The sequence below is a fragment of the Ascidiaceihabitans sp. genome (assembly GCF_039986515.1).
GTDB lineage: Bacteria > Pseudomonadota > Alphaproteobacteria > Rhodobacterales > Rhodobacteraceae > Ascidiaceihabitans.
Genome location: NZ_JBDWQO010000007.1, coordinates 578,305 through 591,319, shown reverse-complemented (window position 1 = coordinate 591,319; position 13,015 = coordinate 578,305). Strand labels below are relative to the sequence as shown.

General features: G+C 55.6%; 12 protein-coding genes. 6 read left to right on the top strand and 6 right to left on the bottom strand.

Going from position 1 to position 13,015, the window contains the following annotated elements; translation table 11 throughout:
* Positions 1–17: 17 nt before the first annotated feature.
* Positions 18–1,730: an extracellular solute-binding protein gene (locus tag ABJL60_RS05540; protein WP_348375377.1), complete on the bottom strand. Its 1,713-nt coding sequence runs from the start codon at positions 1,728–1,730 to the stop codon at positions 18–20.
* Positions 1,731–2,137: 407 nt separating this feature from the next.
* On the opposite strand from ABJL60_RS05540, the gene ABJL60_RS05535 reads away from it, so the two are divergent.
* Both ABJL60_RS05535 and ABJL60_RS05530 read left to right on the top strand, forming a co-directional pair.
* Entirely contained in the window at positions 2,138–2,923 is a 786-nt protein-coding gene (locus tag ABJL60_RS05535) for a 3-hydroxybutyrate dehydrogenase (protein ID WP_348375231.1), read from the top strand.
* Between the two features lie 79 nt (positions 2,924–3,002).
* A complete protein-coding gene (locus tag ABJL60_RS05530) occupies positions 3,003–4,034 on the top strand; it encodes a patatin-like phospholipase family protein (protein WP_348291776.1) in 1,032 nt (343 codons plus the stop codon).
* 52 nt (positions 4,035–4,086) lie between these two features.
* Here ABJL60_RS05530 and ABJL60_RS05525 read toward each other — a convergent pair whose 3' ends face one another.
* The 4 genes from ABJL60_RS05525 to ABJL60_RS05510 all read right to left on the bottom strand — a co-directional run bounded on the left by ABJL60_RS05525 (position 4,087) and on the right by ABJL60_RS05510 (position 7,542).
* Positions 4,087–4,806 (bottom strand): DUF502 domain-containing protein, encoded by a 720-nt coding sequence (locus ABJL60_RS05525; RefSeq protein ID WP_348291778.1) that lies wholly within the window; start codon positions 4,804–4,806, stop codon positions 4,087–4,089.
* A 93-nt stretch (positions 4,807–4,899) separates the two neighbouring features.
* Complete coding sequence (locus ABJL60_RS05520) at positions 4,900–5,811, bottom strand: pseudouridine-5'-phosphate glycosidase (protein ID WP_348375229.1); 912 nt, start codon at positions 5,809–5,811, stop codon at positions 4,900–4,902.
* Positions 5,808–6,701 carry a PfkB family carbohydrate kinase gene (locus tag ABJL60_RS05515; protein ID WP_348291781.1) on the bottom strand — a complete coding sequence of 298 codons (894 nt, stop codon included), beginning with the start codon at positions 6,699–6,701 and terminating at the stop codon, positions 5,808–5,810. Before ABJL60_RS05515 ends, ABJL60_RS05520 begins: the two co-directional genes overlap by 4 nt.
* Positions 6,702–6,741: 40 nt before the next feature.
* Entirely contained in the window at positions 6,742–7,542 is an 801-nt protein-coding gene (locus ABJL60_RS05510) for a DUF4198 domain-containing protein (RefSeq protein ID WP_348375227.1), read from the bottom strand.
* On the opposite strand from ABJL60_RS05510, the gene ABJL60_RS05505 reads away from it, so the two are divergent.
* Positions 7,541–8,689: a HupE/UreJ family protein gene (locus ABJL60_RS05505; RefSeq protein ID WP_348375225.1), complete on the top strand. Its 1,149-nt coding sequence runs from the start codon at positions 7,541–7,543 to the stop codon at positions 8,687–8,689. The genes ABJL60_RS05510 and ABJL60_RS05505 overlap by 2 nt on opposite strands.
* Positions 8,690–8,707: 18 nt before the next feature.
* Here ABJL60_RS05505 and ABJL60_RS05500 read toward each other — a convergent pair whose 3' ends face one another.
* Entirely contained in the window at positions 8,708–9,334 is a 627-nt protein-coding gene (locus ABJL60_RS05500) for a thiamine phosphate synthase (RefSeq protein ID WP_348375223.1), read from the bottom strand.
* A gap of 168 nt (positions 9,335–9,502) precedes the next feature.
* On the opposite strand from ABJL60_RS05500, the gene ABJL60_RS05495 reads away from it, so the two are divergent.
* The 3 genes from ABJL60_RS05495 (at position 9,503) to ABJL60_RS05485 (ending at position 12,939) form a co-directional block, all read left to right on the top strand.
* The gene (locus ABJL60_RS05495) at positions 9,503–10,240 is read left to right on the top strand and encodes an RNA methyltransferase (RefSeq protein WP_348291789.1); all 738 of its coding nucleotides are present in this window, start codon (positions 9,503–9,505) and stop codon (positions 10,238–10,240) included.
* Between the two features lie 73 nt (positions 10,241–10,313).
* Entirely contained in the window at positions 10,314–11,459 is a 1,146-nt protein-coding gene (gene ctaA, locus ABJL60_RS05490; protein WP_348375222.1) for a heme A synthase, read from the top strand.
* A 4-nt stretch (positions 11,460–11,463) separates the two neighbouring features.
* The gene (locus tag ABJL60_RS05485) at positions 11,464–12,939 is read left to right on the top strand and encodes a carboxypeptidase M32 (RefSeq protein WP_348375220.1); all 1,476 of its coding nucleotides are present in this window, start codon (positions 11,464–11,466) and stop codon (positions 12,937–12,939) included.
* Positions 12,940–13,015 lie beyond the last annotated feature (76 nt).

Sequence of the window (13,015 nt, the reverse complement as noted above, 5' to 3'; positions counted from 1 at the left end):
CATGACGCAACTGCGGTTTAGGGCTGCCACCACCAGACATGCGGCATATAGGACGGCCCGTCACCATATGCGGGGATCACATCAGGGCGTTTCATTTCGCGCATATGGGCAATACGACCAGTGGTGAAAGACCAAAAGGGAATGACATATCTGCCCGCCATCAAACTACGATCCAAAGCCCGCACTGCTGCATTAAATTGCTGTTGGTCAGGTGCTGCCAGCATGGAATCGATCATGGCATCAATGGCAGGGGATTGAACGCCCATCAGGTTGCGGCTGCCGTCTTGGGAGGCTGCGGCACTGCCCCAATAGAACCGCTGTTCGTTGCCGGGCGACAGTGAAAGTGCGCGGCGAAAATGGGTCATATCAAAAGCGAAACTGCCCGTACGTTCGACAAATTGCGCATCGTCCACTGTCTCGATTGTGACTTCAATCCCAAGGCGTTTCAGCGCACCTATATAGATGTCTGCGATACCGGCATTTTCTGTGCTGCCCTTTGGCAGAAGGATCGAAAACCGCAAGGGTGTGCCGGACGCATCGCGCATCATGCCGCCATCCACTGTATACCCGGCCTGTGCCAAAAGTTTCATCGCCCGGCGCAGACCTTTGCGGTTGCGCAAACTGCCGTCGGACGCGGGCAAGGTGTATCCGCTGATGGCATCGGGTGGCATACTGCCGGAAAACGGCGCCAGCAATTTGGTCACATCCGCATCGGCTTTGCCCGGTTTCATCGCCAGTGCAGAGTTTGAAAAATACGACGTGATGCGCGGTTGGGCGCCCCCCGTAAACGTGTCGTTGATGTATTCGAAGTTAAACGCCTGGATCATCGCCTCGCGCACCCGCCAATCATCAAACGGCGCTTTGCGCGTGTTCATAACAAACCCCGTCATACCCGAAGGCTTTTGATGGGGAATTTCGGTTTTCACCACATCACCGGACTGTGCGCGTGGAAAGTCGTAGGACCGCGCCCATGTTTCTGCATTGAATTCACGCACAGCCGAGATCTGGCCCGCCTTGAACCCTTCGCGCAGAACATCGCCATCGCCGTAAAAATCGATGCGAATGGCGTCGAAGTTGTGAGTGCCTTGAACAAACGGCACGTCCTTGCCCCAATAGTCCGGATTGCGGGTCAGCTGCACAAAGCGGCCTGCTTCAAAATCGGTAACGCTGTAAGGGCCGGAGCCGACAGGAATATCGTTTAATGCTGCATTTGCAAAATCTTTGCCGTCCCATTGGGCTGCTTTCAAAATGGGACGCAGCCCCACCAGCATAACCAGTTCGCGGTTGTCGGTGTTAAAGGTCATCCGAACGTGGCCCGGTTTGGTTTCTTCAATCGTTTCGATCTGGTTCCAAAGCCCGTGATACTTCGGATGCCCCTTGGTTCCCAAAGTCTTAAAGGACCAGATCACATCCTTAACCGTCAAAGGGGTCCCATCAGCGAATCGTGCATCGTCTCGAAGCTTGAATTCAATCCATTTGCGGTTGTCCGGCACTTCAATCGATTCGGCCAAAAGGCCGTAAAGTGTGAAAGGTTCGTCCAAAGATCGCCCCATCAGCGTCTCATGCGTTAAGAAAGGTAACTGCCAGGGCTTTGTTCCTTTGAAGACAAACGGGTTCAAAGAATCGAAACCGCCCGTGTTGCCCAGCACAATACGCCCTGTTTTGGGGGCGGCGGCGTTCACATAGGGCAAAGACACAAAATCCGGTGGAAGTGCAGGCTCTCCATACATAGCTATGCCATGTACCGATTCTGCATAACCGGATTTAGCACCCAGAATCAGAGCAGATATCAGCGACAATCGGCGCATTTCGCGCCACGCCTGTTGGAAAAACACTGTGTTCATATTCGTGACAATCCCGTTTCGGCCTTGTTTTGTTAACTAATTTGGTAACGTGGGTTCCACGTAATATCAAACTTTTAGCTTGGCCAGAGGCATTAGATTGCTTATAAAGGGGTCACTGCTCGATAGGTTTCTTGCCTGTATGAAACCTGCCTCAATAACTTAACGCCAGCTTCGCGCTGGCGTTTTTTTTTGGCTCTATCCGACCACACGATGCTGTGCACCCCATTTATTTCGCACTTGCAGCATGACATGGTGCAATCAAAGCAAGCAGACATCAAAACAAGGATCACATCATGGCATTCGAGATTTCACTGGCGGGCAAAACGGCTGTTATCACCGGTTCGAACTCTGGCATTGGTTTGGGCATTGCGTGGGAAATGGCCCGCGCGGGCGCTGACGTGGTTTTGAATTCCTTCACTGATCGCGATGACGATCATGCCATCGCAGAGGAAATCTCAAAAGAAACAAACACCAAGGCCCGTTACATTCAGGCCGACATGTCCAAAGGCGACCAATGTCGTCGCTTGATCACAGACGCTGGGCGCTGCGACATTCTTGTGAACAATGCAGGCATCCAGCACGTCGCCGCGATCCCTGATTTTCCGGCTGACAAATGGGATGCCATCATCGCCATCAACCTCAGCTCTGCGTTCCACACCTCTGCAATTGCATTGCCCATGATGCGCGAGGCCGGCTGGGGCAGGGTCGTCAACATCGCCTCCGCGCACGGGCTGACCGCGTCACCTTACAAGGCGGCCTATATCGCGGCCAAACATGGCATCGTCGGACTGACCAAAACGACTGCATTGGAAACCGCACAAGAACCGATTACGGCAAATGCAATCTGCCCCGGGTATGTGCTGACCCCCATCGTCGAAAAACAAATCCCCGACACGATGAAAGAATACGACATGAGCCGTGAAGACGTGATCCAGAACGTCATGTTGAAACGCCAACCTTCGAAAGAATTCGCCACAACTGAACAGATGGGGGGCACAGCTGTCTTTCTATGCTCGGATGCGGCGGCACAAATCACCGGCACAACGATCTCTGTAGATGGCGGATGGACAGCCCTGTAAAACAGGGTCCGCTTTGTCTTTTTCCCAATAATCCCCCGCCAGAGGCATTCCAATGTCTCACCGCAAATCGGAGCGCACAATGACAACCAAACAGATCAATCTGGCCTTGCAGGGCGGTGGTGCGCATGGCGCGTTCACGTGGGGGGCGCTGGAAACGCTGCTGTCTGATGACCGGATCGAAATCGCAGGCATGTCTGGCACCTCTGCGGGGGCATTGAATGGCGCGGCTGTGAAATCCGGCATCATCCAGAACGGCAAACAAGGTGCTTTGGACAATCTGGCCAGTCTTTGGGGGGAAGTCAGCGGCGCCTACAGCGAAGGTATCACGCAATGGCTGATGCCTTTGGGGGCGCACAACGTCAGCAAGGCGTTGGAAAATTCGTGGCCCTATGCAGTGGGCGAGGCGTTTACGCGCATGGTGTCGCCCTATTCATATGGTGTGTTTTACAACAACCCGCTGAAACCCATCGTCAACGCGCTAAGCTACGATTGCGTCTGCGCCGACGAAGGCCCCGATCTTTTCATAAACGCCACCAGAGTACGCGACGGCAAGCTGCGTGTGTTCAACGCGCGCGAAGTGACACCTGATGTGATTATGGCTTCGGCCTGTCTTCCGACATTGTTTCAGGCGGTCGAGATGTTTGACACACAAACCGGTCAGGACGAAGCGTTCTGGGATGGTGGCTACACGGGTAATCCTGCGTTGTTTCCCTTGTTTGACACATCGCTGCCAGAAGATATCGTTGTCATCAACGTGAACCCGCTGGAACGCAAAGAACTGCCAACAACCCCGCAACAAATCCAGAACCGGCTGAATGAAATCAGCTTCAATTCGTCATTGTTGCGCGAAATGCGAGCCATCGATTTTGTGCAAAGGCTTCTGGACAGCGGCACTTTGCAGCCCGGTCAAATGGCGCATGTCCACATGCATATGATCGCAGACGATGCCCTGATGAATATTCTGTCTGTGGCCACGAAGACAGTGCCCAACGCCTATATCATCCAAACCCTCAGAGTTGCGGGACGAGAAGCGGCCAAACGGTTCCTGGACGCCCATTTTGAAGATTTAAACCAGCGGTCGAGCCTGAATTTACGAGACATGTTCAACTAGCCGCGGTGTCGCGCGACCCGGCGGCCCTACCTGATAGCCCTACCTGATGGCTCTAGTCGTCAATGGCAGGCGGTTGGGTGGGGTCTTTGCCGTTCGGATAGACAAGACCGGCCGAGATCACCAGTTTTGCGGAATCCTCAACGCTCATATCCAATTCGATCACATCATTGGCCGGAACAAACAGCAAAAATCCGGACGTTGGATTCGGTGTCGTTGGCACAAAAATGCTTAGCAATTCGTCTTTTCCATGTCCCGTGCTGGCCATGATTTCGCCCTTGGCTGTGGTCGAAATAAAGCCGATGGCCCACATGCCGCGTCTTGGATATTCTATCAGACAGGCTTTTTCAAAGGACCGGTCGGATTGGGCAAAAATCGTCTCGGATATCTGTTTGATACCGGAATAGATCGATCGCACAACGGGGGTCCGTTCTACCAGCCCTTCGGCCGCACGGATGAACGACCGTCCGATGAACCCTTTCGCCATCCAGCCCACGATAATCGTAAACAGGAAAAACAGCACGACGCCCACACCGCGGATGTTGACCTGAATGGTTTCATCCAGCCCCAACCACGTTTGCAAAAGGCGGTCGGGATGATAGCTGCGTGGCACCACTTGCAAGACGAAACCGTCAAACCAGCCCACCACTGTCCAAATCAACCAGATCGTCAGCCCGACAGGGGCCACAACCACCAGTCCCGTCAAAAAGGACGACCGAAGACGGGCAAACAGGCCCGGTTTTCTGGGTTGGTTCGGATCGAAAGGCGTGTTCATCTGGTCTTCCGTATTAGGTTTTATCCGAGGTATGCGTTTTGAAGCGCGCCTACAATGGCTCTGGCGTGTAAATGCCTAATACCACGATCAATTTTAGGCCATTTTGCACAAATGGGATGCAATGTCGGCGGCCAGCTTTGCATTGTTGCGCACCAATGCGATGTTGGCTGTCAGCGATTGCCCGTCGGTCAGCTCAAAAATGCGTTGCAACAGATACGGCGTTACACCTTTGCCGCTGATACCGTGTGCCTCTGCGTCTTTTTGAGCTTGCGCAATGATCGGTGCGAGGGTTGAGGCCGAAATTTCAGCATCCTGCGGGATCGGATTGCCAACAAGTTGCCCACCGGGGATGCCCATTTGCACCCGCAACCTGTGGCTTGCGGCAATCTGCGCCGCATCATCCATCCGCAGGGGCGCGCGCAGCCCGCTTTCGCGGCTCCAGAATGCGGGCATGTCATCCTGACCATACGCAATGACAGGCACACCTTCGGTTTCCAGCACTTCCAGCGTTTTGGGAATGTCCAAAATCGCCTTTGCGCCCGCCGCGACGACCGTGACAGGCGTTTGGGCCAATTCCATCAAGTCCGCCGATATGTCGAAATTTAGCTCCGATCCTTTATGTGCGCCGCCAATGCCACCGGTGGCAAAAACGTCGATCCCCGCCAAACGCGCCGCGATCATTGTGGCCGCAACGGTTGTCGCACCTGTGCCACCTGTGGCCATGCAAGCCGCCATATCGGCACGCGACAGCTTGGCCACGCCTTTGGCTTGGGCCAACGCCTCAAGCTGTGCATCTTCCAGACCGCCGTGCAGCGTACCGTCAATAACAGCCATCGTAGCTGGCACGGCACCTGCGGCACGAATGTCAGCCTCAACCTGACGGGCCACGTCCAGGTTTTGCGGATAGGGCATGCCATGGGTGATAATCGTGCTTTCCAACGCAACAACCGGCGTGTTTGCGGCTTTTGCGGCGGCCACTTCGGCAGACAGCGTAATAAGGGTCATGTGTCGGGGTCTCCTGAGACGTAGATTGCGGCAGCTTTCAAAGCTTGTTCCAAGGCATCTGCACGGCCTGCGCCGCGTGCTTCGGCGGCAATATGGGCTGCCATAAATGTGTCGCCTGCACCGGTGATGCGCGTGACCAAAACTTGCGGTGGGGTGGCGTGGATCACGTTCGACGCGGTGCCTTCGGCGGCATCTTCACCGCCATTGGTAACCAGAACACGCGCCGCACCACGCTGCAAAAGGGCCGCAGCTGCGCTGGCCGCATCCTCAAAGCTGGTCTGACACAGCAAACCCGCTTCTTCGAGGTTCACATATAATGTGCCACGGCCCGATTTAATAAACGGAGACAAACGTTCCGCTTTTCCGGGGGACGCAGGCGCCACCCGCAAGTCTGCCTGTTCTGTCAGCGGGCTTGTGGCCAGCTTGGACAGCAAATCCAGCGTCAAGTTCCCGTCAAGGGCGATCAGCCCGCCATATGGATTGGCCGCGTCTGCCAATTCGCCATTGTGCAGAGGTTTCAAAATCTTTTCGCCCGCAGCTTCCAATGAATGTGCGTCAGCGATGGCGGCAATCAAACCGTTTGCGCCTTCAACCGCCATGTAGCGGTCTGTCGGCAAATCATCGGACCGATAGATCGTTGATGTCACCATGCCGCGCGCCTCGCAGGCCGCCACCAGTTCGTCCCCTTCAGCGTCCCGCCCGATCGCCGTCAAAAGGGCAGGGGTCATGCCAAAGCGCGCCAATGTCATCGCGATATTCATCGCAACGCCACCAGGCAATCGCGTGATACGCCCCGGCACGTCCGATCCCTGACGCATCACCGCAGGCGCACGACCAATCACGTCCCAAAGCACAGAGCCAATACACAAAATGTCAGATGGTTTTATCATGTGTCTGGTTTTGCAGCGCTTTGCACCCGCGTGCAACCGACTATTGCGGTACGCTGAACGTCAATGCGGCCCAAAGCGTTTCCCACACCGCGTCTTTTTCGCCAGTGTAGGGCTGCAGGTGAACTGCGTCGAACAGGTAATCATGTCCCTTCGTCACAGCAATGTCTGCCACACCCTGTGCGTTGGTGCGGTGCAAGGTAATGGTGACAGCGCCGTCGGGATCGCGATCAAACACTTCGACCTGCGCATCAGCACGGGGGGTCCCATCCAGATAAAGGGCCACAGACATCCTACCGTCAAAGTCAGATGCATAGGGGTTGGTGCGGGCGACGAATTCTGTTTTCAACCCGAAGGCCGCATCCGCACCATCGCCATCCCCTACCGCAATAAGTGCTTTTGTGTGGCGGGTGTAGCTTTCACGAAACCCTTCGCGCGGGGCGCCCAACGCCGCATGGCGCGCATCAATGTCTTTAAAATCCTTGTGATCTACGAACTTTTGAAACTTTTCCCAGGTCGCATACTTCAGACGTGACGGGGTCGTTTCATGCACGATCACAACCAAACCGTCCTCTGTTGCTTGCGTGCTTAACGCAGGACGGTCCCCCATACGCCCTTCGACCGGCGTCGTTCTACCATTGGTGATCACATCAAACCGCGTCGTAGAGGTCGAAAAGTAAGCCAGGTCAGAACCCTGAAATTCCTGCCCGTTTTTGAGATTTGCAATCAACGTACCGCCACTTTCGACTTGAAAGTCCTGCGGTTCGATCCAAAACTCATGGGCGTCGGCAGAGTGCACATGAAGTGCCAAAACTGCAGCAAGTGAGAAACGGAGAATAGACATGGTGGGTGCTTTCAATCAGGTAAGCCTTAAGCTGCGGCTTTGGGCTGTGATGTCAAGCATCTGCTTGGCGTGTGCCGCAACTGTGAGCCACGCCCACGAAGTACTGCCCACGCTATCGGATATGACTGTGGTCGACGACACGGTGTTGCGGTTCGAGATGACGCTGAACGCAGAAGCGTTTTTGGCGGACATTGATCTGGACGTTATCGAAGACACCGACGACGCCGAAGGCACCACTGATTACAAAACGCTGCGCGCACTGCCTGCATCAGATCTGGCGCAGCGCTTGCCTGAATTGCTGCGCGATTGGGCAAACCAGCAGATGGTGGTGGTAGACGGTGCACCACAGCCGCTGTCACTTGGCAGCTATGCCTTCAACGATCCAACCGACCTTGAACAACCACGTCAGACTAACATTGTGATGGACGTCTACATGCCACCGGCGTCTCAAAGTGTGGTCATCAACTGGCCCGCTGGCAACGGCGCTTTCGTTTTGCGCCAACAAGGGGTGAACGAACCCTTCACCGGCCTGCTGCAAGGCGGCACATCCAGCCCCGAAATCGCCTTGTCAGGCGGGGGCCAAGCCACGCTTTGGCAGGCGTTCGTCAATTACATCCCTGTGGGTTTTGATCATATTTTGCCCAAAGGTCTTGATCATATCCTGTTTGTTCTGGGCCTGTTTTTCCTGTCCACACGGTTGCGTCCGCTGATCTGGCAGGTGTCTGCGTTCACGCTTGCGCACACCGTCACATTGGCTTTGGGGGCTATGGGCTGGGTGAATGTGCCGGGCTCTATCGTTGAGCCATTGATCGCCGCGTCCATCGTGTATGTCGCGGTGGAAAACATCTTTACGTCAGGATTAAGCCCCTGGCGCCCGTTTGTAATTTTCGGGTTCGGGTTGCTGCACGGCCTTGGTTTTGCATCGGTTCTGGGCGAATTCGGATTGCCTGAAGGACAGTTTATTCCGGCCCTGATCGGCTTTAACGTCGGTGTCGAATTCGGTCAGTTGACTGTCATTGCCATCGCATTTGTTTTGGTCGGCTGGTTCATGAAGCGCGACTGGTATCGCCGTGCCATCGCGATCCCTGCGTCTTGTGTGATTGCAGCGGTCGGTGCGTATTGGTGCATCGAACGGGTGTTTTTCTAAAACACCCGCCACATGCGTTCAGGCCATGGCCGCCATCAGATCGGCCATGGCTTTGACGGGATCATCGGTTGACCAGACTTCGTCGCCCACGCCAAAGAAATCGGTGTAAGGCGCGAGGGTGCGGATGATGTTTGTGTCCAGCAAGCCTTCGGCGACAACGGGAACTTCGATCACCTCTGACCACCATTTGAACAGGTCTATTTGCGCAAAGCTGCCGTCGCCCAATGTGTTTTCACGCACAGGCCCGAAACAGATATAGTCCGCGCCAGCTTCGCCGGCATTCATGCCATCGTGGCGCGATGTGCCGGAATGGGCGCCGATGATGGCGTCGGGCCCCAGTTCTTTGCGAGCGTAGCGCATTTGATGCGCGCCGTCGCTGAGATGGACACCGTCCAGCCCCAAACGATCCACCATGGCAAGATGGTCACTGACCACCAATGCCACATCGCGGGCATGGGTCACTTCGCGCAAGGCATCGGCCGCTTTTGACAGGTGGGATTCATCTTGGGTGGCCAGCGCCATACGCACACAGGCAATCGGATGCGCATCCAGCATGGCCGCCAGCTGATCGGGAAACGCGCTTAGGTCAACCTCTGACGGGGTGATCAGGTAGAGTTGTGGCTGCTCGATCTGTGTCTCGGTCATCTGGGTCATCCTTTGCGTGGTCGCGGCACGGGTCTGGTGCTGTCTTGGCGCGGGGGTAACTGAAAAGTTTTGAAAAGAAAACTTTTATACCCGTGGTGCACATAGAAATGTTGGCATCAAAAGGAACACCATGTTGTTTGCCATAGCTGTTCCCGCTAAGAGGCGCCTATGGTGGATCATCCTTATATTGTACTTGTGCGCCCGCAAATGGGCCAGAACATCGGTGCGGCAGCCCGTGCTATGTTGAATTTTGGCCTGACGCGGATGCGGATCGTTGATCCGCGCGATGGTTGGCCCAACCAGTCTGCGGTTGCCATGGCATCCGGGGCGGGGCGTGTTTTGGACGATGCACAGATTGCGCCTGACGTGGCGGGTGCTTTGGGCGATTGTGCGTTCGTTTTTGCAACAACAGCGCGGTCCAGAGACCTGACGAAAGACGTCTATTCCCCCGAAGAAGCCATGCGTTTGGCTGTGCAAAAAATTGACGCTGGTCAAAAGGTGGCCGTCATGTTTGGTCCCGAACGCGCAGGCTTGGAAAACGACGATCTGGTGCAGGCGAACGCGCTGATTTCGGTGCCCGTGAACCCCGATTACGCGTCCTTGAACCTTGCCCAGTGTGTTTTGCTGGTGGGTTACGAATGGATGCGCCAGCGGTCACAAGTGACCCCTGTTGTCCACGAGATGGCCGGCAGCGACTGGGCAGAGATTAAAGAAGTAGACCATCTGATGCGCCACTACGAAGACCGTTTGGAGGACGCCGGTTTTTTCTGGCCCGAACACAAATCCGCCAGCATGAAGCTGAACCTGCGCAACATGTGGTCCCGCATGCCCATGACCCGCGCGGATGTGCAGATGTTCCATGGCATCCTGCGGCAGATGGTCCGCTGGAAAGAACGCGACCGTTGATGCGCTGGACGATTGTCTGCGCCGGGCCTAGATTAACGCAAAAGGCACTAGCCCAACAGATCATGAGGGTCCTATGAGCACCAAACGCAGTATTTTCGAAGAGGTCGCCAGCGCCGACAAAGCGCCTGTTGCCACGCCTGGGTTGATCGACAAGGGGCGCTCAGGCGCCCGCGGTGCCATCCGCATCTGGTTGATGATCCTGTTCGCTTTTGTTTTTGTTATGATTGCTGTGGGCGGGTTGACGCGTCTGACAGACAGTGGCCTCAGCATCACCGAATGGCGGCCCTTTACGGGGGCAATTCCGCCATTGAATGCAGCGGATTGGCAGGCAGAATTTGCCAAATATCAGGCAATAGATGAATTCCGCATTCAAAACCAATGGATGCAACTATCTGATTTCAAAGTGATATACTGGTGGGAATGGGGCCACCGCCAATTGGGCCGGGTCATTGGTCTGATCTGGGCCATAGGCTTTTTCTGGTTCTTACTGCGCCGCCAGATCCCCACAGGATGGACGCCACGCTTGTTGCTTTTGGGCGCTTTGGGCGGCGCACAGGGGGCGATTGGGTGGTGGATGGTGGCGTCAGGGGTCACCACAGGCGAAGGCATGGTGGATGTGGCAAGCTACCGCTTGGCCACACATCTGGGGCTGGCGTTTGTGATCCTTGGGTTCATCGCGTGGTATGTCATGATGCTGGGCCGCTCTGAGCGCGACTTGATGCAGGCGCGACGCGGCAAAGAAACCAAGCTGTTTGGCCTGTCGACCGGGCTTTTGCACTTTGCATTTCTACAAATCCTGCTGGGCGCGTTGGTGGCAGGCATTGATGCAGGGCGCAGCTATACCGATTGGCCGTTGATGGGGGGGCAGATCTTTCCGGCCTCTGCCTTCGTGTTGGACCCGTGGTGGCGCAACCTGTTCGAAAGCCCCGGTTTGGTGCAATTTGTGCACCGTGTTACGGGGTATCTTCTGTTTGCCTTCGCGGTTGTTGTATGGCTGAAAGGCCGACGCAGCGCCCATCCACGCACGCAATTTGCCTTTAACGCGGCGTTCGCGGCCCTGAGCTTGCAAATCGTGCTGGGCATTGTAACCGTTGTTTACGCAGCACCGGTGCATATCGCCATTGTGCACCAAGTGCTGGCTGTGATCTTGTGGGTGTTGATCCTGCGTGCGCGCTTCTTGTCCGCCTATCCCATAACGACATCCCTAAGAGGAAACTGACCCCATGACTGCATATCAAGACCTGACGGCACATGCCCGCGAAACAATGGCACTTGGCCAGATCGCAGGGCGCCTGGAATGGGATCAGGAAACCATGATGCCGCGCGGGGCAGCTGCCCAACGCGGTGAAGAAATGGCCGCAATCGAAAGCGTGTTACATGCCCGCCGCACAGATCCGCGCATTGGGGATTGGTTGGCGGCGATCAAATCCGACGACCTTGATGATGCGGGCCGCGCACAGGTCCGTCACATCACACGCAGTTTTGAACGCGCCAACAAAGTGCCTGCTGATCTGGCAACAACTTTGGCGCGTGTCACATCGACCGCACAAGGCACATGGGCCGAGGCGCGCAGCAATGACGATGTGGCGGCCTTCTTGCCCACCTTCGAGGAAATCATCAAGCTGAAGCGCTGGGAAGGTCAGGCACTGGCCGCCGGCGAAGATGTCTATGATGCAATGCTGGCAGATTATGAACCCGGCACATCAGGGGCCGATCTGGCGACCATGTTCGACGCCATGCGTCCAGAACTGACAGCTTTGCGCGCAGCGATCATTGCAGCAGAACAACCCAAACGCCTTGAAGGGCGCTTTGACGAAAGCAAACAGATGAAGCTGACACGTCAGCTGGCCAAAACCTTCGGCTACGACATGAGCCATGGGCGCGTGGATAAGGCTGTACATCCCTTCAGCTCTGGGTCGGGGCTGGATGTGCGGATCACCACGCGCACCTCGGAAACCGATCCCTTCAACTGCCTGTATTCAACAATCCACGAAGTTGGCCACGCCTGCTACGAACAAAACATCGACCGCGCTTACCTTTTGACGCCGTTGGGGCAGGGCGTGTCTATGGGCGTGCATGAAAGCCAAAGCCGCATTTACGAAAACCAGATCGGTCGCAGCCGGGCCTTCACAAGCTGGCTTTACACACAAATGGTTGAGGCCTTTGGCGACATTGGTCTGGACGATGCCGAAGCGTTTTATGCAGCCGTCAACCGTGTGAACGACGGCTACATCCGCACCGAAGCAGACGAAGTACAGTACAACCTGCACGTCATGCTTCGTTTTGATCTGGAGCGTGCTTTGATGTCTGGCGATTTGGCCGTTGGAGATTTGGAAGCGGCCTGGAACGATCGCTTTGCTGCTGACTTCGGATACGAGGTCGACAAGCCATCGAACGGGTTGTTGCAGGATGTGCACTGGCCTATTGGTCTGTTCGGGTATTTCCCGACGTATTCCTTGGGCAATGTCTATGCAGGATGCCTGAACGAAGCGATGACACAGGCAGTGCCTGACCTTGATGACGATCTGGCCAAAGGCGACACAACCGCCGCAACCGATTGGCTGCGCAGCAACGTGCAAACCTATGGCGGATTGTATGAACCCCGCGACGTGATCGCAAAGGCCAGCGGAATCGAGCCGGGACCAAGGCCGCTTTTGGCATATCTCAACCGAAAATTCAGCGATATTTACAAGCTTTAAGCTGTATTTTGCCGATTTTCAGGTGATTTTACAGTGTTTCGGCGGCGTATTGCACATGTCACGTGACACGCTGTTT